The sequence below is a fragment of the Streptomyces sp. NPDC007971 genome (genome assembly GCF_042958635.1).
Classification (GTDB): Bacteria; Actinomycetota; Actinomycetes; order Streptomycetales; family Streptomycetaceae; genus Streptomyces.
This window is the reverse complement of the sequence record NZ_JBIBJK010000001.1, coordinates 125,454-144,585: the sequence shown is the minus strand read 5'-3', so window position 1 is coordinate 144,585 and position 19,132 is coordinate 125,454. Positions and strand designations below refer to the sequence as shown.

Here is a 19,132-nt window from a genome sequence, read left to right as displayed (position 1 = left end):
CTCCCTGGGTTCAGCCGCCGGAGCTGCCGTGGCCGCCGCCGAAGCCGCCGCGGTGGACCCCGCTGTGGTAGCTGCCGCCGTTCGAGGAGTGGCCCGAACCGGAGCTCTTGTGCGGCTTGGTGAAGGAGCCGCTGTCGACCCAGGAGCCCTTCTTCTTGCCGCCGTAGTACCAGGCGCCGTTCACGGAGACCTTCGAGAGCTTCGTCGTCTTGCAGTTCTTGTCGGAGACGATCTTGTAGCCCTTGCCGAACCGGTAGCTGCCGCGGTCGACGCAGCGCTTGTCCGGGGCGGAGGAGCAGGCGGTCAGGGCGGTGGCCAGCAGGCCCATACCGCCGAGGAGGACGGCTCCGGAGCGAAGGCGTCGGCGTGCGGTGTCCATGGTGGTGTCTCCCCCGTTGACTGTGGCCTGCGTCGGCCGTGGCCTGTCCTGGCCGCGGCCCGCGTCGGCCGTGGCCTGTTTTCGGCGGCCAGCCTAGAGACCGGTAAAAGCGGACACCAGGGTGGGTTGCCCGTTCACCCCTCACCTAGAGTCACTTCGTGCTCTTTGGAATGGTGTGTGCTCTGGCCGCGGCGGTCTGCTTCGGCACGGCGACGGTGTTGCAGGCGATCGCTGCCCGGGAGGCCGGTACGGGCGGGGGCGGCGAGGCGGCACTGCTGCTGCGCGCGCTCAGGCAGTGGCGGTACCTGGCGGGACTCGCTTTGGACGGACTCGGCTTCCTGTTCCAGATCGCCGCCCTGCGCTCGATCCCGATCTACGCGGTCGGCGCGGCGCTCGCGGCGAGTCTGGCGGTGACGGCGGTGGTCGCGGCGCGCCTGCTGCGGGTACGGCTGAGCGGCACGGAGTGGGGTGCGGTGGGCGTGGTGTGCGCCGGGCTCGCGATGCTGGCGCTGGCCGCCGGGCCGGAGGGGGACCAGGAGGGTTCGGACGCGCTGAAGTGGGCGATGCTCGCGACGGCGCTGTGCATGCTGGTGCTCGCCCTGCTGGGCGGACGGCTGTCGGGGCGGATGCGGGCGCTGGTGCTGGGGCTCGGGGCCGGTTTCGGGTTCGGGGTGGTGGAGGTCTCGGTCCGCCTGATCGACTCGCTGCGGCCGGCCGACGTGTTCACCAACCCGGCGGCCTACGCCCTGGTGATCGGCGGAGGCGCCGCCTTCATGCTGCTGACCACCGCCCTGCAGCGGGGCTCGGTGACGACGGCGACGGCCGGCCTGGTGATCGGCGAGACGATCGGCCCGGCGGCGATCGGCGTGATCTGGCTCGGCGACCGGACACGGGAGGGGCTGGCCTGGCTGGCGGTGCTCGGGTTCGCGGTCGCGGTGGCGGGGGCACTGGCGCTGGCACGGTTCGGGGAGGCGCCGGTGGCGGAAGAAGCCTGAAGCCGGCCGCCCCGCCGACGGGCGACCACGACGGCGCAGGGCTCGTCCCGGCGCCGTCCGGCCGCCCTGCGCGAAAGCAGTTGCGCCTGACGTCTTCCCCTGGGCAGGGTGCGGTGGCTGATCTATGCCTGTCCCGCAAGGAGTTGCCGTGCCCCCTTCCGATGTCCCGGCCGCCACGGAGATCCGCGTGGCGGACAAGGAGGCCGGGCCCTACGGCATCGCGGCCGGCCCTGACGGAGCCCTGTGGCTCACTCTCGTGCACGCCGGTCGCCTTGCGCGGCTCACCCTCGACGGCGAGGTCGAGGAACTCCCCCTGGACTCCCCCGACTCTGCCCCCATGGTCATCACCCCCGGGCCGGACGGGGCATTGTGGTTCACCCGGTCCCGGGACCACCGGATCGGCCGCGTCACCACGGACGGCGAAGCCGGCTCCTTCCTCCTGCCGACACCCGGCAGCGGGCCGTACGGCATCACCGCGGGCCCGGACGGCGCGATGTGGTTCACGCAGATGAACACCGACCGGATCGGCCGCATCACCGTCGAGGGAGAGATCACCGAATTCGCTCTCCCCGTCACGGGCGGCTTTCCCTCGGCGATCACCACGGGCCCTGACGGAGCCCTGTGGTTCACCCTCAACCAGGCGCATGCGATCGGCCGCATCACCGTCGACGGCGAGACCGTCATCCATCCGCTGCCCACGCCGAACGCCGGGCCCGTGGGCATCACCAGTGACGGCACGGCCCTGTGGTTCGTCGAGATCGCCGCGGGGCAGATCGGCACGATCTCGGTGGACGGCGTGATCAGGGAGTTCCCGCTCCCCGACCGCACGGCCAAGCCCCACGCCATTGTCGCGGCCCGCACCGGGGACTGCTGGTTCACCGAATGGGGAGCCGGCCGGATCGGCCGGATCGTCGCGAGCGGCGAGTTCACCGCGTACGACCTGCCGTCACCGTCGTCCGAACCGCACGGCATCACCCTGGGGCCCGACGGTGCCCTCTGGGCGGCCCTGGAGACGGGAGGGGTCGCGCGGGTGGCCCCGTAGTCACGGACCGCCCGGCGGCCACCCTCCGGCCTCCCGGCTCCGTCGGCCCTTACCGGTTGCGCACCATCACGCCGACGCATTCGTCGAGCGCCGCGTGCAACGGCGGTACGAAGGCGGCGAGTTCGGCGTCCGACGCCTCCCCCGCCTCCAGCACGGCACCGACGACCGCCACCAGGACGGCGCAGGCCTCCAGGGCGTGCGCGTCGGCCAGCGCCTCAAGGAGACCGCCGGGGCGCACGAGAGCGAGTGCCTCCTTGCCGGTTACTGGATCGACGCCGAGGCTGCGCAGGGGTGACGCGCTCATACGGCGACCTCCCAGGGGGCGTAGTAGCGCCGCTCCTGTTCGTCACGCTCGCGTTCCCAGACGACGACGTAGGGCCGGACCAGCGGCAGACCGTCGGCAGCGATGACGTCCGCCGGGTACGGCGGCCTCGTCCGACGCGCGGGGGCGAGCCGGAACGCGGGGGCGGACGGGCAGGCGATGCGGGGCGGCGGCTCGGCGGAGCGGTGCGCTCCGCGGGAAGGCAGGAAGAGGCTCAGGATCGCGGCCAGTAGGCTGCGCACAGGTCGACTCCTGTTCAGTCGGCTCAGCCCCGGCACGGAAGCTCTCACCCTTCCCGCCGGGGCGTTTTTGTTCCTTCCGAACCTTACCCAGGTATCGGCAGTAGTGGGTAGTGGTAGGTAGTAGTTAGCAGTAGTAGTAGGTAATGCGCGGTAGGGAGTGGCGCTCTACGGTCGAATCGTGGACAAGATCAGCCCCGACTCACCGCAGTACGTCTATGAGCAGCTCGCCGCCATCCTTGAGCGGAAGATCCGTTCCGGCGAGTACCCGCCCGGCACCCGACTGCCGGGAGAACTGACGATGACGCACGACTACAAAGTCGGTCCGGGTACCGTCCGCCGCGCTCTGGACATCCTTCGGGACAGCGGATTGGTAGTGACCGTACGTGCGCGCGGGTCGTTCGTGGCCGACCCCCTTCCGCCCTCCCCTGAATCGCCCGCATCCTCCGGCTAGCGCCGCGTCAGGCAGCGTTCGCGACCGGCCGGAACCTGGTGCGCTTCAGGCGACGTTCGCCCCCGACAGCCGTCGGGACAGGCTGGAGCGCCTCCGAAAACGAGTGGCCCGAAAACGGGGGCGCGGCTAACGTCGCGGCCGTGGATATCAGGGAACTGGACCGCCGCGCCCTTGCCACCCTGGGAGCGGTGATCGCACAGATCGGCCCGGACCAGCTTCGTCTTCCAACGCCGTGTGCCGACTGGACACTGCACGGACTGCTCCGCCACCAGGTGAGCGAGAACCTCGGCTTCGCAGCCGCCGCATCCGGCGTCACCGGTGACCTCCGGGCCTGGGACCAGGGCGACCTGGGCGAGGATCCTCACCGGGCGTACCTCGACTCGGCCGACGCCATGACGAGGGCGTTCGCCGAGGACGTCCTGGACCGTTCGCTCCAGATCAGGGAGTTCGGGTTCTTTCCCGGCCGGATCGCGCTCGGTATGCACGTGCTCGACTGCGTGGTCCACGGCTGGGACGTCGCTCAGAGCATCGGCGTCGCCTACGATCCGGACGCCGACCTCGTCCGCCACTCGCTCAAGGTCGCGGCGGTGATCCCGACCGGAGCTCCGTCCGACGACCGGCCGAGGACTTCGTTCGCCCCGGCGGTCGAGATCTCCGCCGGCTCTCCCGCCCTGGAGCGGCTGCTCGGACTCGTCGGCCGTCGTCCAGCGGCAAGCTGAGCAACGGCTCACCACCGGTCGTGCACCGACTTCTACTCCGCAGAAACACCGTCCGGTGCCGCCCGGGCGGTCCGCGTCCGGCCGTGCCGTACAGCCGTCGTCAGGCGGACGCCGGGACCGGCGAGTCCGTGCGGGCGCCGGCCGGTGCCGTCACCCCGTAGGCCTCCCGCACACCCGCCGCGAGCACCACGCCCGTGAACAGGATCGCCGGGACACTCCACTGCCAGGATGCGAACCCGATCACCGGCAGGACGAACGCCGCATGGACGGCGGAGACGACGAGCGCCGCCCCCGCCCGGCTTCCGCCGGTCACCGGCCGGCGCATGGCCGCCCAGTGGCGCCCCCACAGCCCGGCGGCCACTGCCGCGACGACGGCCATCACAACGGCGCCCAGCCGGGCCAGATCGGCGTCGGTCACACTGTCGGGGTCCGGTGTGGCCGAGCCGGTCGCGTGCACGCTCAGCGCGACCGCGGTCCATACGAGAGCCGCCGCACCCAGCAGGGAAGCCAGGACCGCTGCGCGCCGTCGGGCCCAACTTGTCCCGGAATGCGTCAAGTTCGAGGTCATGCCTCATCCTAGAGGCTGCCCTGTGGGGTGGTCGGTGCGTCGGCCGGCGCGGTCGGGGCGACGTCAGCGGATGACGCGGCCGGCTCGGGCGTCTCCCGGACGGCCCTCGGCGTCCTACGGCAGCACCCTGCACAACGCCTCCAGCGCGCCCGCCCACCCGCTGTCCGGCGGCGTCCCGTACCCCACGACCAGCGCGTCCAGGGGCTCGGCGACAGCCTCTTCGTGGCGGTGGAAGGCGAGGCCGTGCAGGGCCAGGCCCTGCCAGGTGGCGGCCTGGATCACCGACTGCTCGGTGCCGGGCGGCAGCCGCAGCACGGCGTGCAGGCCGGCCGCGATGCCGGTGACCCGGACGTCGGGTGCGCGGTCGGCGACGGCCGCGGCGAGGGCGTCCCGGCGGCGCCGGTAGCGCAGCCGGGCCGAGCGGACGTGGCGGTCGTAGGCGCCGGAGGCGAGGAACTCGGCCAGCGTCAGCTGGTCCAGCACCCCGCAGGTGTCGATCTGTCCCTTGGCCGCGGCCGCCTCCTCCACCAGGGACGGCGGCAGCGCCATCCAGCCGAGCCTGAGGCCCGGGGCGAGGGACTTGCTCGCGGTGCCGAGGTACACGACCCGGTCGGGGTCGAGGCCCTGCAGGGCGCCGACGGGCTGGCGGTCGTAGCGGAACTCGCCGTCGTAGTCGTCCTCCAGGACCAGCCCGCCGGTGCGCCGCGCCCAGTCCACGACGGCGGCCCGCCGGTCGGGGTGCAGCGGCGTGCCCATCGGGAACTGGTGGGCGGGGGTGAGCAGGACCGCCCCCTCCTCGCCCAGGGGGCCCGGGTCCGTGCCCAGGTCGTCGTAGGGCAGCGCCGGGACGGCGAGGCCCGCGTCCCGCAGCAGGCCCCGGTGCACGTCGAGGCCGTACGACTCCACCGCGACCGACCGCACCCCGCGCGCCCGCAGCAGCGGGCCGAGGATGCGCAGGGCGTGCGAGAAGCCCGCGGTGATCACGATCGCGTCGGGGCCGGTGCGCACGCCCCGGGCGCGGGCGAGGTAGCCGGCGAGGGCGGTGCGCAGTTCGGGGCGGCCGCGCGGATCGCCGTAGCCGAGGGCGTGGAAGGGGGCGGTGGCCAGGGCGCGGCGGGCGGCCTTGAGCCACTCGGTGCGCGGGAAGGAGGCGAGGTCGGGGGTGCCGGGGACGAGGCTGTGGACGGGCTCGCCCGGCTCGCGGCGCCGGGCCGGCGAGGGGGTGCCACTCCCCCGCGGCCCGAGCCGGGGCACCCCCGTGGCGACCCGGGTGCCGGAGCCCTGGCGGGCGGTGAGCCAGCCCTCGGCCACCAGGTCGGCGTAGGCCTCGGCGACGGTGTTGCGGGCGATGCCGAGGTCGGCCGCGAGGGACCGGGAGGAGGGCAGCCGGGTGCCGCCGGCCAGACGGCCGCTGCGCACGGCCTCCCGCAGCGCGTCGGTCAGGCCCCGGCGCAGCCCGCCGGAGCCGGCCGGTTCCAGGTGCAGGTCGACGCCCAAAGTGGCCCATGGATTCGCCATGGAAATGGACCATACTCCTGGGCTGCCTCGCTCCTAGGGTCGAAGACATGAACAGTGCACAGAACACCTCGCCGGAACCCGTGGAGTACGCCGCCGAGCACGCCCCGCGGCTTCAGTGGGCCAAGCACGCGCCGGAGGTCTACCGGGCGATGGTCCGCCTGGACTCGGCCGCCAGGAATGGCCTGGACCCCGAGCTGTACGAGCTGGTGAAGATCCGTGCCTCCCAGCTCAACCACTGCGCGTTCTGCCTCGACATGCACACCAAGGACGCGCTCGCGGCCGGCGAGAGCGTGGAGCGGATCGTCCAGCTCAGCGCGTGGGAGGAGTCGCGGCACTTCTACACGGAGAAGGAGCTGGCGGCGATCGAGCTGACCGAGGCGATCACCGTGCTCACCGACGGCTTCGTGCCGGACGAGGTGTACGCCCGGGCCGCCAAGCAGTTCGAGGAGGCCGAGCTGGCCCAGCTGATCGCGGCCATCACCGTGATCAACGCCTGGAACCGGTTCGGCGTGACCACCCGGATGGCCCCGGGGCACTACCAGCCCGGGCAGTACAAGTGAGCCGTATCGGTCTGATCACCGTCATCGACGGCTGGAACCGCCTCATGGTCAGCCGTCGCGTCACGCCCGGGGGGTACCAGCCGTGAGCAAGGTGGATGTGTTCCGCGCGCTGCATCTGCATCGCGCTCCGGGCGACCCGCTCGTCCTGCCCGGCCCCTGGGACGCGGCCAGTGCGCGGGTGTGCGAGGAGGCCGGGTTCCCGGCGCTGGCCACGCCGAGCGCGGGCGTCGCCGCCTGTCTCGGGTACGCGGACGGCGCGACCCCGGCGGACGAGATGTTCGCGGCGGTGGCGCGGATCGCGCGGGCGGTGGACGTGCCGGTGTCGGCGGACGTCGAGAGCGGCTACGGGCTCGCGCCGAAGGAGCTGGTCGAGCGGCTGCTGGAGGCCGGCGCCGTCGGCTGCAACCTGGAGGACTCCGCGGGGGGCGCCCTCAAGGACCCGCGGGAGCAGGCCGAGTTCCTCGCCGAGGTGCGCTCGGCCGCCGCGGACCGGCTGTTCGTCAACGCCCGCGTCGACACCTTCGTGCACGGCGACGGCGACCCCGAACGGGCCATCGAGCGGGCCGCGTTGTACCGGGCGGCGGGCGCGGACTGCGTGTACCCGATCCTCGCCCCGGCGGACCTGCTGCCCCTGCTGCGGTCCGGGATCCAGGGCCCGCTGAACATGCTGGCCCGCCTGGACGGCGAGGGCCCCTCGCCCGCCGGGCTCGGCGGACTCGGGGCCACTCGGATCACGTTCGGGCCGGGGCTCCAGCGGCGGGCCGCCCAGGCCCTGCGGGAGATCGCCGACGGGCTCCGCTAGACCGGCTCGGGACAGCGCCTGCGGGCTCCGCCCGACCCGCTCAGGACAGCCACTGCTTCCACACGGAGGGGTGGCTGTTCACCCACTTCTTCGCCGCGTCCGCCGGTGAGAGCTTCTGCTGGGCGATCATCAGCGAGACCTCGTTCTGGTCCTCGGTGGTCCACCTGAACTTCTTCAGGAAGGCCGCCGCCCTGCCGCCCGACTTGGCGAAGTCGGCGTTGAGGTACTTCTGCAGCGGGGTGTGCGGGTACGCGCAGGTGATCTTGGCCAGGTCCGCGTCGCAGCCCTCCTTGTACGGCGGCAGCTGCACCTCCGTCATGGGGACCTTCTTGAACAGCCACTGCGGCGAGTACCAGTAGGTCAGGAAGGGCTTCTTCTCCTTGGCGAACTGCTTCATCTGGGTGATCTGCGCCGCCTCGGAACCGGCGAAGACGACCTGGTAGTCCAGCTTCAGGTTCTTCACCAGCGCCTTGTCGTTGGTGACGTAGGACGGGGAGCCGTCCATCAGCTGGCCCTTGCCGCCGCTCTCCGGGGTGCGGAAGAGCGAGGCGTACTTGTTCAGGTTCTTCCAGTCGGTGATGTCCGGGTGCTGCTTCACCAGGTACGTGGGCACGAACCAGCCGATGTGCCCGGTCACCCCGAGGTCGCCGCCGTGGGCGATCGTCTTCTTGTCGGTGACGTACCGCTTCTCCTGGTCGGGGTGGCCCCAGTCCTCCAGGATCGCGTCGACCCGGCCCTGGCTGAGCGCGTCCCAGGCGGGCACCTCGTCCACCTGGACGGTGTCGACGCGGTAGCCCAGCTTGTGCTCCAGGAGGTACTGGGCGACGGCCACGTTGGACTGGGCGCCCACCCAGGACTGCACGGACAGGGTGACCGTCTTCGAGCCCTGGGCGTTCGCGAACGGCGAGGCCTGCTTGGTCATGTCGGCGGCGCCGCAGCCGGTCAGCAGCGCGAGCGAGCCCAGGACCGCGGTCGCGGCCACGGCAGTCGTACGGATGCGCATGTCAGGCTCCTTCCCTCGCGCGGCGTTCGGTCGGCTGGGTCACCCGGTCCAGCATCAGGCCCAGGCAGACGATGGCCGCACCGGCGACCAGGCCGGTCGCCAGGTCGCCCTGGGCGAGGCCGAAGGCGACGTTGTAGCCGAGGGCACCGCCGCCGACCAGGCCGCCGATGATGACGACGGCGAGGACCAGGACGACGCCCTGGTTGGCGGCGAGCAGCAGCGACCGCCTGGCGAGCGGCAGCTGGACCTGCCACAGCTGCTGGCGGCCGGTGGCGCCGAGCGAGCGCGCCGACTCCAGCGCGGCCGGGTCGACCTGGCGCAGACCCTGCGCGGTGATCCGGACGACGGCCGGCAGGGCGTAGACGACGGACGCGGCGACGGCGGGGGCCCGGCCGACCCCGAACAGGGCCACCACCGGGATCAGGTACACGAACTGCGGCATGGTCTGGAAGACGTCCAGGACCGGGCGCAGCGCGCGTTCGAAGCGGTCGCTGCGGGCGGCGGCGATGCCGGTGGCGAAGCCGAGGACGAGGGTGACGGCGACCGCCGCGAGCACCTGCGAGAGCGTGTCGAGGGACGGCTCCCACACCCCGAGCACGCCGATCGCGGCCATCGCGAGGACGGCGGTCAGCGCGGTGCGCCAGGTGCCGATCACCCAGGCCAGCGCGGCGACGATGAGCAGCACCGCCCACCAGGGCAGCCACTGCAGACCGCTGCGGACCGGGTCCAGGACCCAGGTGGTGAAGTGGCCCGCCCATTCGGCGGTGCCGCCGACGACCGGGACACCCGAGTACAGGTGGTCGACCATCCAGTCCTTGGCGGTGTTCACCGGCCCCGCGATGTCCAGGGTGGCGCCGGACGGCCAGTCGAGGGCGCCGAGCAGCCGGGCGGCCAGCGCGAGCACCACGGTGACCCCGAGGGCGTAGAGCCGGCCGATCGTGCGGGGGCGGTCGCTCGCGTCGGTGCCGTCCCCGGCCGCCGCGGTGACGCGGTCCAGGACGATGGCCAGCAGCACGATCGGGATGCCGGCCGCGAGGGCCGTGCCCACGTCGACGGAGGCGAGCGCCTGGTAGACGCGGTCACCGAGGCCGCCTGCGCCGATGACCGAGGCGATCACGGCCATGGACAGCGCCATCATGATCGTCTGGTTGAGGCCGAGCAGGAGCTCCTTGCGGGCCAGCGGGATGCGGGCGGTCAGCAGCCGCTGCCGGCCGGTGGCGCCGAGCGACTCCACGGCCTCCAGGACCTCGGGGTCGGCGCCGCGCAGACCGAGTGCCGTGAGACGGGCCATCGGCGGGGCGGCGTAGACGACGGTGGCGAGGACGGCCGCGGGGACGCCGATGCCGAAGACCAGGACGACGGGGAGGAGGTACGCGAACGCCGGGAGCACCTGCATGGTGTCCAGCACCGGGCGCAGGGCGCGGTTCAGGCGGTCGGAGAGACCGGCGGCCAGGCCGAGCACGGCGCCGACGGCCACGGAGGCGAGGACGGCGACGACCATCAGCGCGAGGGTCTGCATGGTGGGCACCCACATGCCGAGCGCGCCGCAGGCCAGGAAGGCGGCCGCCGTGCCGGCGGCCAGGCGGACGCCGGCGACCCGCCAGGCGACGAGGGCACCGAAGACGGTGACGCCCGTCCAGCCCGCCGCGAGCAGCGTGAGGTACACGGCGCGTACGGAGAGGACGACCGCGTTGCTGATGTAGCCGAAGAAGTAGAGGAACAGGGGGTGGCTGTCGCGGTTGTCGATCACCCAGTTGCTGGCGTCGGCCAGGGGCTTGGAGAGGTCGACGGTGAGCGCGTGCGGCCAGGCCCCGCCGCCCCAGTGGGCGTTGATCGGGGGGACGAGGACCGCGGCGGCGAGCGCGAGCAGGAGGAGCTTGGCCACCGCGCGGTTCCTGAGGACCGGGAGTCTGCGGGGGGTGGGGACGGTGAGGGTTGCCATCAGACGTCCTCCGGGCTGGTGCGGGGACGGGGCAGCGCGGAGTCCGCGTCCGCGGCCACACCGGCCACCACGCCCAGCAGTTGCTCGTGGCCGACCACGCCGAGGCACTTGCCCTCGTCCATCACCCGGGCCGGGGCGCCCGCGCGGGCCACTGCCTCGATGGCCTCGGCCACCGGGGCATCGGGGCGGACCGCGGGGCCGTCCGCCGCGTCCTGCGGGGACATGGGGCGCATGGCCGTGCGGCAGGTGACGACCTGTTCGCGCGGGACGTCGCGGACGAACTCGCGGACGTAGTCGTCGGCCGGGGAGGAGACGATCTCCTCGGGGGTGCCGAGCTGGACCACGGCGCCGTCGCGCATCAGGGCGATGCGGTCGCCGAGCTTGAGGGCCTCGGCGAGGTCGTGGGTGATGAAGACCATCGTGCGGCCCTCCTCGCGGTGCAGGCGGGCCACCTCGTCCTGCATGTCGCGCCGGATGAGCGGGTCGAGGGCGCTGAACGGCTCGTCGAAGAGGAGGACCTCGGGGTCGACGGCGAGCGCGCGGGCGAGTCCGACGCGCTGGCGCTGGCCGCCGGAGAGCTGGCCGGGGCGGCGCTTCTCCATGCCCTCCAGGCCGACCTTCCTGACGATCTCGGCAGCCCGCTCACGCCGTTCCGCCTTGCCGACGCCCTGGATCTCCAGGCCGTAGGCCACGTTGTCCAGGACCGTGCGGTGCGGGAGCAGGCCGAAGTGCTGGAAGACCATCGCGGCGCGGTGACGGCGCAGTTCGCGCAGGCGGGCGCGGTCCATGGCGCGCACGTCCTCGCCGTCGATGGCGATGGTGCCCGCCGTCGGCTCGATCAGCCGGGTCAGACAGCGCACGAGGGTGGACTTGCCGGAGCCCGACAGGCCCATCACCACGAAGACCTCGCCCTTGCGCACGTCGAAGGAGACGTCCCGGACGGCGGCCGTGCAGCCGGTGCGGGAGCGCAGGTCGGCGGGGCTCAGCGCGCCGAGTTCCGGGTCGGCCGGGATGCGGTCGGCCTTCGGTCCGAAGACCTTCCACAGGCCGTCCACGGAGAAGACGGGGGTGCCGGTGGTGGGGGGTTTACGGGTGGGAACAGTGAGCGTCATCGCGCATCACCTCCGATCAGGTCGACGGCCTTCTCCCCGACCATGAGCACCCCGATCATCGGGTTGACGGCGGTCATGGTCGGGAAGACGGAGGCGTCGGCAATGCGGATGCCGTCGAGACCGCGGATCCTCAGATCGGGGTCCACCACGGCGAGTTGGTCGTCGGCGGCGCCCATCCTGCAGGTGCCGGCGGGGTGGTACACGGTGTGGGCGACCTTGCGGGCGTACTCGCTCAGCTCGGCGTCGCCCACGACCTCCGGGCCCGGGCAGACCTCGCGCTTGAGCCAGCCCGCGAGCGGCTCGGACCGGGCGATCTCACGGGCGATGCGGATGCCGTCGACCAGGGTCCTGGCGTCGTAGTCGTCCTCGTCGGTGAAGTAGCGGAAGTCCAGCGCGGGCTTCACGGACGGGTCGGCGCTGGTCAGGTAGAGGCGGCCGCGGCTCTTCGGCTTGGGGATGTTGGGGGTCATCGAGACGCCGAACTCCGGCCGCTGGTAGCCGAGGCGCTCCGGGTTGTCGGTGAACGGGATCTGGTAGAAGTGGAACATCAGGTCCGGGCCCGCGTGGCCGGGGTCGCGGCGCACGAACAGGCCCGCGTCGGAGTCCATCGCGGAGTTCTCCGGGATCGGCCCGTGGGTCTCCCAGACGATCACCGACTCGGGGTGGTCGAGCAGGTTCTCGCCGACGCCCGGCAGGTCGTGCGTGACGGGGATGCCGAGCGCCTCCAGGTCCCCCCGGGGCCCGATGCCCGAATGCATCAGCAGGCGGGGCGTGTCGACGGCACCGGCGCACAGGACGACCTCGTTGCGTGCGCGGATCAGCAGTTCCTCGCCGTCCTTGGTGCGCACGTGCACGCCCTCGGCGCGGGTGCCGTCCAGCTCCAGCTTGTGCGCCCAGGTCTCCAGGAAGATACGCAGGTTGGGGCGCTCGTCCATGACCGGGTGCAGGTAGGCCACCGAGGCGGAGGAACGCTTGTTGTTCTCCGGGTGGTAGGCGAGGTCGAAGAAGCCGACGCCCTCGGTGAACGGCTTCTTGTTGAAGCCCTCGACGCGGGGTACCCCGAGCGTCGACTGTGCGGCGTCCACGAAGTCGCGGGCGATGGCGTTCCGGTCGTTCTCGTCCACGGAGACGATGTTGTTCTTCAGGCGGGCGAAGTAGGCCTCCATGGGGACGGCGCCCCAGCCCTTGGCGCCCGCCGCCTCCCACTCGTCCCAGTCGGAGGGGAGCGGCTTGAAGGAGATCAGGGTGTTGTGCGAGGAGCAGCCGCCGAGGACGCGGGCGCGGCTGTGCCGTATGTGGGAGTTGCCGCGGGGCTGTTCGGTGGTCGGGTAGTCGTAGTCGAGGTCGCCGCCGAGCAGGCCCATCCAGCGGCGCAGCGTCAGCACGTCGTCGCGGTCCACGTCGCTGGGGCCGCCCTCGATGACGGCCACGGTGACGTCGGGGTCCTCGGTGAGGCGGGAGGCGATGACGGATCCCGCGGTGCCGCCGCCGACGACGACGTAGTCGTAGGTGTGCGTGTTCTCGGACAGGGGGTGGGACATCGGGTGGTACTCCAGAAAGAGGGGTCGGCCGGGGTGGGTCGGCGGCTCAGCCTGCGAACCAGCGCACCGGCTTCGGCGCGAGGTTCTGGTACACGTGCTTGGTCTCGCGGTACTCGGCGAGCCCGGCCGGCCCCAGTTCGCGGCCGGTGCCGCTCCTGCCGAAGCCGCCCCACTCCGCCTGCGGCAGGTAGGGGTGGAAGTCGTTGATCCAGACGGTGCCGTGGCGCAGCCGTCCCGCGACCCGCCGGGCGCGGCCGGCGTCGGCGGTCCAGACGGCGCCGGCAAGGCCGTACTCGGTGTCGTTGGCGAGGAACACCGCCTCCTCCTCGGTGCGGAAGGTCTCGACGGTGAGGACCGGTCCGAAGACCTCCTCGCGGACGACCTTCATCTCGCGGTGGCAGCGGTCCAGGACGGTCGGCTCGTAGAAGTAGCCGGACTCGGGCCTTTCCGGGGCGGGCTGCGGGCGCTTGCCGCCGCAGCGCAGCACCGCGCCCTCCGCGAGCGCGGAGGCGACGTACCCCTCGACCTTGGTGCGCTGCTGGTCGGAGACGAGCGGGCCGCACTCGACGCCGTCCTCGGTGCCGCGGCCGAGCCTGATCCGCTGGGCGCGGCGGGCGAGTTCGGTGACGAAGCGGTCGCGGACCGACTCCTCGACGATGAGGCGGCCGCCGGCCGAGCAGACCTGGCCGCTGTGGATGAACGCGGCGTTGAGGGCCTGGTCGACGGCGGTGTCGAAGCCCTCCTCGGTGGCGCAGGCGTCGGCGAAGACCACGTTGGGGTTCTTGCCGCCGAGTTCGAGGGCGACCTTCTTGACGGTCGGGGCGGCGGCCTGGGCGACCTTGGTGCCGCTGGCCAGGCCGCCGGTGAAGGAGACCAGGTCGACGCCGGGGTGCTCGGCGAGGCGGGCGCCGACGGTGTGGCCGGGGCCGGTGACCAGGTTGGCGACACCGGCGGGCAGGCCGGCCTCGGCCAGCAGGTCGATCAGCGCGATGGTCGTCATCGGCGTGATCTCGCTGGGCTTGAGGACGAAGGTGTTGCCGGCGGCGAGCGCCGGGGCGATCTTCCAGCTGGCCTGGAGCAGCGGGTAGTTCCAGGGCGTGATCATGGCGCAGACGCCGACCGGCTCGTGGACGACGACGCTGTGGATGTCGGGCGAGCCCGCGTCGACGACCCGGCCGGGGGCCTCGGCGGCGACCAGGTCGGCGAAGTAGCGGAAGGCGTCGGCGACACAGTCGATGTCGATGCGCCCCTCCTCGACGGTCTTGCCCGCGTCCCGGCTCTCCAGCAGGCCGAGTTCCTCGCGGTCGCGCACGAGGAGGTCGGCGACGCGGCGCAGCAGGGCGGCGCGCTCGGCGACCGGGGTGCCGGGCCAGGTGCCCTGGTCGAACGCCTGCCGGGCCGCGGTCACCGCCCGCTCCGCGTCCTTCTCGTCACCCTCGGCGACCACGGCGAAGGGCCGGGCGTCCGCGGGGTCGAGGATCTCGCGCGTCGCGCCGGAGATCGCCTCCAGCCATTCGCCGCCCGCGTGGATGGTCGCCTGGGCCGGTCGTTCCGTTGTGTCCGCCATGATCGGTATTGCCTTCCGTTCCTGTTCAGTGCCCCTGTGTCACAGCCGTGTCACAGTCAGGGACCGTCACCGCCTGCCCCGCGGGGCGGACCGCATGCGCAATCGACGACCGAAAGTGCGCCGCGTCACTGAAAATGCGGTCGAAAACGGACAAAAACGGGCTGTCGATCAATGCCGCGCCATCTCGGTCCATACGCCGGCGCAGGCCGATCCGCCGAGGTCGGGAACCGGCACCTTCCGCCCCTCCGATTCCCGTCACCACGCCGGCAACACCAAGCCCTTCCTCCCGAGGCCCGGGCGCCTCCCTCTGCACGGGCGGGTCCGTGCGGCCACCACCGCCCACGTGTGCGGTCCGCCACGGCTACGGATGCGTCACATCCTCGGGCGGGGCAGACTGGTCATGGAGTGCGAGGCACTCAAGCCCCCCTGACACACCGCTCCCCCCTCGCTGGGCAGTTGTGAGCGACGAAAGGCCGAGTCGGTGGACGGCACACGAGAGCATCGCCGGGCAACCGCCTGGTTCCAGCAGGCGCGCACGGCACCGGCCCGCGGCTCCCCGCCCGGAACCGGACGCACCGCCGGCCGCGCGGTGATGGCCGCCCTGGACGACGCGGACTCCCACGACCGGGAAGCACCGAGGCTGTACCGCTTCGTGGCGGGCGTCGACCAGCAGGCCCGTCCGCTGGACGTCCAGGAGCTGGCGGAGCTGAGCGATCCGATGGCCGCACTGTTCTTCCGCAAGGGCACCTTCCCGCTGACGGTGCAGGATCTCCTCGCGGGGCTGCCCGAGCCGGCGACGCAAGAGAACCAGTCGGTCTATCTGGTCGGCGAGGCCGGGCAGATTCCGCCCGGCTCCGCCTCCGGACTGCCGCGCGCCATGCGGTTCGCCGTCGCTCGCGCCGCCACCGGCCGCGACGTGGACCTGCTGGTGAGCACGGGGGCGAACGAGGACCCGGCCGCGACGTTTCTGCAGGTTGCCGCCTGGGATCCGGCCGCGAAGGTCTTCAACTACTACATGCGGATCAGCCCCGTGTGGGTGTGGGCAGGCAACTCGTGGTCCGCTCTCGCCCCCGGCTCCCGCGGCCACGGCTGCTTCGACAGCCACATCAACGGCAGCGCCGTGATGAAGGAGCTGAAGGCGCCCTGGAGCAACTGGGAGTCCCAGGCGGCGACGATTCGGCTGGCCCCGGACGACCCCTTCCGGAACGATCCGCTGTACCAGCAGGTCATCGGCGCGGAGAACCTCGAACTGACCGTCCGTGCGCTGATCGGCCGCTGGACGGCCGCCCGCCTGGCAGCCGTCACGCAGGACGGCACCGTGGAGCATCCCGAGCAGCTGATGCGCCATCTGTTCACCACGACCACCGTGAACCTGGCCAGTACGGCGACCCAGAGTTCGACGATCAGCCCCTCCAGCGGTGATCTGCTGCTGCCCCCGGGCTTCTGGCTGAACAGCGACGCGCTTCTGGGCGATCTCGAACTGCCCGTCACGGCCGCCGTTCCTCCCATGGCGCCGGCCGCCCACTACGTGGCGAGCCTGGCGGCTTTCGACTTCGCCCTGGAGGAGAAGAGCAGCGGTTTCTCCCAGCCGGGGGACAGCTTCTTCGCGTTCGTCGTACCGGAGGCGGCCTGCGAGGACAACGACGTGGTACGGCAGATGGTGGAACAGGGCCTGATCACACCCAGGTTCGCCGCCTGCGCGCTCATGGCCGATTTCACCAACCCGGTCTTCAGCCCCGTCAGCGGGCAGTTGATGGCCCATGTCCCCACCTCGCCGACCGCCGTGACCGAACTGCAGGACCACATCGCGCAGGCGATCCTTCAAGCCGCCACGAGTCTGCCGCCCGGCAGCCCTGAAGGCCGTTTCGCCGCCGACTGGGCTCTGGCCGAGGACGCCTGGCCCAAGGCCTTCGCCCGGCGGATCGACGACTACCTCGGTCACGTCGGCCGACGGATCCGCGAGCCCTCCGGCTTCGACGACTACGTCCGGCTGGCGGAGTCCCGCCGCCGCGACTTCAAGGCGATGCGGCTCCACGAGTTCGAGCTGACGCTGCCGACCACCAACATCCCTGCGGACGCCCCGCGGCTCAGGATGAGCGAGGCCGGCATGGTCGCGCCCGCCTCCTGACAGCCGCCGCCCTCCGCGGCCCGCCCGTCCCCGGCCACCTCTCAGCGAAGGAGTGCCCCATGAGCACGCTCGCCTCGTACGGCCCGCCGGGCCACCTGGACGATCTCGACGAGACCGGCCTGAAGGCCTGGAACATGTTCATCGGCGACCGGGTCGACAGCTCGATCGCGGGCCCCGATCCCCATGAGGTGCTCAACGACAGCCCTCGCGGCCAGTTCTACAACCTCACCAGGACCGACACGGCGGCCGACGCCCGGGAGGCCACCGTCACCTGGACGGCCTTCCCCCGTCTGGTCAGGCTCCAGTCCCTGGCCGATGCCCAGCGGTGGCAGCGGGCCGACGCCAGCCGGGACGTCCAGGACGAGTACTGCGAGTGGAGCGTCACCCGCAATGCCGCCGGGAAGATCACCAAGGTCATGTTCACCTGCGAGGGCCCCGAGTACTGGCATCTGCTCGCCCAGTCGAACCCCGACAAGGTTCTTGAGCTCTACCGGACGCACATCAGCCCGGACGTCCGGCGCAGCGACCTTTTCGGTGCCACCGGCACCTACAACCCCCGCAACCGGTGGAACGACTCCACGACGCACGGCGCCATGCATCTGATCCAGTCCAACAACACCCTGGGCGCCGAGATCGAACTCGCGGCCGCGGCCACCATCGTGCGGGTCGTCGACGGCCACGAGCTGACCACCGAGCAGGAACTCGTCCAGTGCAGCAAGTACGGCGAGCCCGAGCGCAACAGCGACCCGCACATCGGAGGAGCCGTCAACGCCCTCGCCCGGCAGAAGGCGGACGTCTCCCTCGCCGACCCGGTCGGTCTCTACTTCGACAGACTGGCCACGGACGGCTGGGCCACCCCGGACGGCTCCGACCCCAAGGACTACTGGACCGGACAGCGCGGCGACGCGACCCGCCCCGTGCGGTTCGTCTACGAGGTACCCCCGGACAAGGGCTTCACCGTCGGTGACATCAAGATCAACGGCAAACCCATCCAGTTCGGCGCGCAGATCGCCGACTACATCGCCATCAAGCTGACCGGCGTGGCCTGCCGGTTCGGACAGAGCACCACGCCACCGAAGACCGCCTGCGTGCAGGTGGCCCCCGCACCCGTCGAGCCGGCCGCGGTCGCACGGAACCTCAGCGCGGCGTCGGTCCCCGGCTACCGCGCCGCTCCACTCGCCACCTCCTGGACCCGCCGCCGCTGAGCAGCCCGCCCGGGCGGCGCACCCGGTCACCGCCGCGCGGCCGGCTCCGGGATCATCAGCTCCCGTGCGCACCCACGCAGCCAGGCGTGGGCGGGGTCGGCGTCGTGGCGGGGATGCCAGGCGATGCCGACCTTGACCGGCGGGAGCCGGAAGGGGATCTCGAAGGTGACCAGGCCGAGGGTGGCGGCCATCGAGCGGCCGTAGGAGGTGACCAGTCCGATCAGGTCGGTCTCGCGCAGCACGAACAGCGAGGCCGGGTAGGTGCCCACGCTCCCCACCACCTCGCGCTTCAGGCCCCGTTCGGCCAGCGCGTCGTCGATCGGCCCGTGGTGCCTGCCACGCCGGGAGACGATGAGGTGACCCGCCTCCCCGGCGAACCGCTCGGGCGTCAGCTCCCCGGTGAGCAGCGGATGCCCGGCGCGCACGACACCCAGCATGCGCTCCTCGTACACCATCTCCACATGCACCTCGGGCGCGGTCGTGTCGATCACCCCGATCTCCAGATCGGCGGTGCCCTGGCGCAGGAACGGGGCGTCCACGTGGCTCTCGGACAGGAAGCGGAGCCGGATGCCGGGCGCCTCCCGGGCGGCCCGGGCGAACAGGGCGGCACCTTGGGTCGCGGCGATCGCGTCGTGTCCGAGGATCGTGAAGGTCCGGGTCACCGTGCGCAGATCGGCGTCCCGGCCCGGCGCGAACAGGGCCCGGGCCCGCTCCACCACCGCGCTCACCTCGGCCCGCACGGCCAGCGCGTGCGGCGTCGGCACCATGCGGCGGCCGGCCCGGACGAGGACGGGATCGCCGAGGGCCTTGCGGATCCGGCCGAGGGTGCGGCTCATCGCCGGTTCGGACAGGTGCAGCCGGCGGGCGGCGCCCTGCACGCTCTGCTCCTCCAGCAGAACGTCCAGCGCGAGCAGCAGATTCAGGTCCAGCCCCGCGGATTGCGTCATACGCAACCATCCCTTGCAAAGGTTGCACTGGTAAGCAGGTCAAGGGCGAGCCTACGGTGAGAGGGCATCCCCCACCAACCGCCCAGCTC

19 protein-coding genes are annotated in these 19,132 nt (G+C 72.2%); 8 read left to right on the top strand and 11 right to left on the bottom strand.

Annotated elements, in window-relative coordinates; genetic code table 11:
- Nucleotides 1-10 precede the first annotated feature (10 nt).
- Nucleotides 11-379 carry a hypothetical protein gene (locus ACFZCP_RS00610; RefSeq protein WP_362693871.1) on the bottom strand — a complete coding sequence of 123 codons (369 nt, stop codon included), beginning with the start codon at nt 377-379 and terminating at the stop codon, nt 11-13.
- A gap of 170 nt (nt 380-549) precedes the next feature.
- On the opposite strand from ACFZCP_RS00610, the gene ACFZCP_RS00605 reads away from it, so the two are divergent.
- On the top strand, nt 550-1,374 hold the full coding sequence (locus tag ACFZCP_RS00605; protein ID WP_391423666.1) for a DMT family transporter: 825 nt from the start codon (nt 550-552) through the stop codon (nt 1,372-1,374).
- Nucleotides 1,375-1,522: 148 nt separating this feature from the next.
- Nucleotides 1,523-2,416 (top strand): virginiamycin B lyase, encoded by an 894-nt coding sequence (locus tag ACFZCP_RS00600; protein WP_391422790.1) that lies wholly within the window; start codon nt 1,523-1,525, stop codon nt 2,414-2,416.
- Between the two features lie 49 nt (nt 2,417-2,465).
- Here ACFZCP_RS00600 and ACFZCP_RS00595 read toward each other — a convergent pair whose 3' ends face one another.
- Both ACFZCP_RS00595 and ACFZCP_RS00590 read right to left on the bottom strand, forming a co-directional pair.
- Nucleotides 2,466-2,720, bottom strand: coding sequence for a hypothetical protein (locus ACFZCP_RS00595; RefSeq protein WP_391422789.1), 255 nt, complete (start codon nt 2,718-2,720; stop codon nt 2,466-2,468).
- Nucleotides 2,717-2,980 (bottom strand): hypothetical protein, encoded by a 264-nt coding sequence (locus ACFZCP_RS00590; protein ID WP_391422787.1) that lies wholly within the window; start codon nt 2,978-2,980, stop codon nt 2,717-2,719. The genes ACFZCP_RS00595 and ACFZCP_RS00590 overlap by 4 nt, the downstream gene beginning before the upstream one ends.
- Before the next feature lie 178 nt (nt 2,981-3,158).
- Between ACFZCP_RS00590 and ACFZCP_RS00585 the strand changes: the two genes are divergently transcribed.
- Nucleotides 3,159-3,431 (top strand): GntR family transcriptional regulator, encoded by a 273-nt coding sequence (locus ACFZCP_RS00585; RefSeq protein WP_362693882.1) that lies wholly within the window; start codon nt 3,159-3,161, stop codon nt 3,429-3,431.
- Between the two features lie 140 nt (nt 3,432-3,571).
- Complete coding sequence (locus tag ACFZCP_RS00580) at nt 3,572-4,150, top strand: TIGR03086 family metal-binding protein (RefSeq protein ID WP_391422784.1); 579 nt, start codon at nt 3,572-3,574, stop codon at nt 4,148-4,150.
- A 100-nt stretch (nt 4,151-4,250) separates the two neighbouring features.
- Here ACFZCP_RS00580 and ACFZCP_RS00575 read toward each other — a convergent pair whose 3' ends face one another.
- Nucleotides 4,251-4,718, bottom strand: a complete 468-nt coding sequence (locus ACFZCP_RS00575) for a hypothetical protein (protein WP_391422782.1) — start codon at nt 4,716-4,718, stop codon at nt 4,251-4,253.
- Between the two features lie 114 nt (nt 4,719-4,832).
- On the bottom strand, nt 4,833-6,236 hold the full coding sequence (locus tag ACFZCP_RS00570; protein WP_362693891.1) for a PLP-dependent aminotransferase family protein: 1,404 nt from the start codon (nt 6,234-6,236) through the stop codon (nt 4,833-4,835).
- A gap of 47 nt (nt 6,237-6,283) precedes the next feature.
- Here ACFZCP_RS00570 and ACFZCP_RS00565 point away from each other — a divergent pair, with 47 nt between their 5' ends.
- Both ACFZCP_RS00565 and ACFZCP_RS00560 read left to right on the top strand, forming a co-directional pair.
- Complete coding sequence (locus tag ACFZCP_RS00565) at nt 6,284-6,796, top strand: carboxymuconolactone decarboxylase family protein (RefSeq protein ID WP_391422780.1); 513 nt, start codon at nt 6,284-6,286, stop codon at nt 6,794-6,796.
- A gap of 82 nt (nt 6,797-6,878) precedes the next feature.
- Nucleotides 6,879-7,598, top strand: a complete 720-nt coding sequence (locus ACFZCP_RS00560) for an isocitrate lyase/phosphoenolpyruvate mutase family protein (RefSeq protein WP_391422778.1) — start codon at nt 6,879-6,881, stop codon at nt 7,596-7,598.
- A 40-nt stretch (nt 7,599-7,638) separates the two neighbouring features.
- Here ACFZCP_RS00560 and ACFZCP_RS00555 read toward each other — a convergent pair whose 3' ends face one another.
- The 5 genes from ACFZCP_RS00555 to ACFZCP_RS00535 are packed head-to-tail and all read right to left on the bottom strand — an operon-like array spanning nt 7,639 to nt 14,763.
- Entirely contained in the window at nt 7,639-8,601 is a 963-nt protein-coding gene (locus tag ACFZCP_RS00555; protein WP_391422776.1) for a glycine betaine ABC transporter substrate-binding protein, read from the bottom strand.
- A gap of 1 nt (nt 8,602) precedes the next feature.
- Complete coding sequence (locus ACFZCP_RS00550) at nt 8,603-10,543, bottom strand: ABC transporter permease subunit (protein ID WP_391422774.1); 1,941 nt, start codon at nt 10,541-10,543, stop codon at nt 8,603-8,605.
- A complete protein-coding gene (locus ACFZCP_RS00545; protein ID WP_391422772.1) occupies nt 10,543-11,655 on the bottom strand; it encodes a betaine/proline/choline family ABC transporter ATP-binding protein in 1,113 nt (370 codons plus the stop codon). The genes ACFZCP_RS00550 and ACFZCP_RS00545 overlap by 1 nt, the downstream gene beginning before the upstream one ends.
- Complete coding sequence (locus ACFZCP_RS00540) at nt 11,652-13,196, bottom strand: GMC oxidoreductase (RefSeq protein WP_391422770.1); 1,545 nt, start codon at nt 13,194-13,196, stop codon at nt 11,652-11,654. Before ACFZCP_RS00540 ends, ACFZCP_RS00545 begins: the two co-directional genes overlap by 4 nt.
- 46 nt (nt 13,197-13,242) lie before the next feature.
- Nucleotides 13,243-14,763: an aldehyde dehydrogenase family protein gene (locus ACFZCP_RS00535; protein ID WP_391422768.1), complete on the bottom strand. Its 1,521-nt coding sequence runs from the start codon at nt 14,761-14,763 to the stop codon at nt 13,243-13,245.
- A gap of 481 nt (nt 14,764-15,244) precedes the next feature.
- Here ACFZCP_RS00535 and ACFZCP_RS00530 point away from each other — a divergent pair, with 481 nt between their 5' ends.
- Nucleotides 15,245-16,891 carry a hypothetical protein gene (locus ACFZCP_RS00530; RefSeq protein WP_391422766.1) on the top strand — a complete coding sequence of 549 codons (1,647 nt, stop codon included), beginning with the start codon at nt 15,245-15,247 and terminating at the stop codon, nt 16,889-16,891.
- A 59-nt stretch (nt 16,892-16,950) separates the two neighbouring features.
- Nucleotides 16,951-18,096, top strand: a complete 1,146-nt coding sequence (locus ACFZCP_RS00525; protein WP_391422764.1) for a hypothetical protein — start codon at nt 16,951-16,953, stop codon at nt 18,094-18,096.
- Between the two features lie 26 nt (nt 18,097-18,122).
- On the opposite strand, the gene ACFZCP_RS00520 is transcribed toward ACFZCP_RS00525, so the two are convergent.
- Nucleotides 18,123-19,043 carry a LysR substrate-binding domain-containing protein gene (locus tag ACFZCP_RS00520; protein ID WP_391422762.1) on the bottom strand — a complete coding sequence of 307 codons (921 nt, stop codon included), beginning with the start codon at nt 19,041-19,043 and terminating at the stop codon, nt 18,123-18,125.
- Between the last annotated feature and the right edge of the window lie 89 nt (nt 19,044-19,132).

What these genes read in the sequence shown, in the direction of transcription:
- ACFZCP_RS00610 (WP_362693871.1), bottom strand. Translation starts at nt 379, where the DNA reads ATGGACACCGCACGCCGACGCCTTCGCTCCGGAGCCGTCCTCCTCGGC.
- ACFZCP_RS00605 (WP_391423666.1), top strand. Translation starts at nt 550, where the DNA reads ATGGTGTGTGCTCTGGCCGCGGCGGTCTGCTTCGGCACGGCGACGGTG.
- ACFZCP_RS00595 (WP_391422789.1), bottom strand. Translation starts at nt 2,720, where the DNA reads ATGAGCGCGTCACCCCTGCGCAGCCTCGGCGTCGATCCAGTAACCGGC.
- ACFZCP_RS00575 (WP_391422782.1), bottom strand. Translation starts at nt 4,718, where the DNA reads ATGACCTCGAACTTGACGCATTCCGGGACAAGTTGGGCCCGACGGCGC.
- ACFZCP_RS00570 (WP_362693891.1), bottom strand. Translation starts at nt 6,236, where the DNA reads ATGGCGAATCCATGGGCCACTTTGGGCGTCGACCTGCACCTGGAACCG.
- ACFZCP_RS00565 (WP_391422780.1), top strand. Translation starts at nt 6,284, where the DNA reads ATGAACAGTGCACAGAACACCTCGCCGGAACCCGTGGAGTACGCCGCC.
- ACFZCP_RS00555 (WP_391422776.1), bottom strand. Translation starts at nt 8,601, where the DNA reads ATGCGCATCCGTACGACTGCCGTGGCCGCGACCGCGGTCCTGGGCTCG.
- ACFZCP_RS00550 (WP_391422774.1), bottom strand. Translation starts at nt 10,543, where the DNA reads ATGGCAACCCTCACCGTCCCCACCCCCCGCAGACTCCCGGTCCTCAGG.
- ACFZCP_RS00545 (WP_391422772.1), bottom strand. Translation starts at nt 11,655, where the DNA reads ATGACGCTCACTGTTCCCACCCGTAAACCCCCCACCACCGGCACCCCC.
- ACFZCP_RS00540 (WP_391422770.1), bottom strand. Translation starts at nt 13,196, where the DNA reads ATGTCCCACCCCCTGTCCGAGAACACGCACACCTACGACTACGTCGTC.
- ACFZCP_RS00535 (WP_391422768.1), bottom strand. Translation starts at nt 14,763, where the DNA reads ATGGCGGACACAACGGAACGACCGGCCCAGGCGACCATCCACGCGGGC.
- ACFZCP_RS00525 (WP_391422764.1), top strand. Translation starts at nt 16,951, where the DNA reads ATGAGCACGCTCGCCTCGTACGGCCCGCCGGGCCACCTGGACGATCTC.
- ACFZCP_RS00520 (WP_391422762.1), bottom strand. Translation starts at nt 19,043, where the DNA reads ATGACGCAATCCGCGGGGCTGGACCTGAATCTGCTGCTCGCGCTGGAC.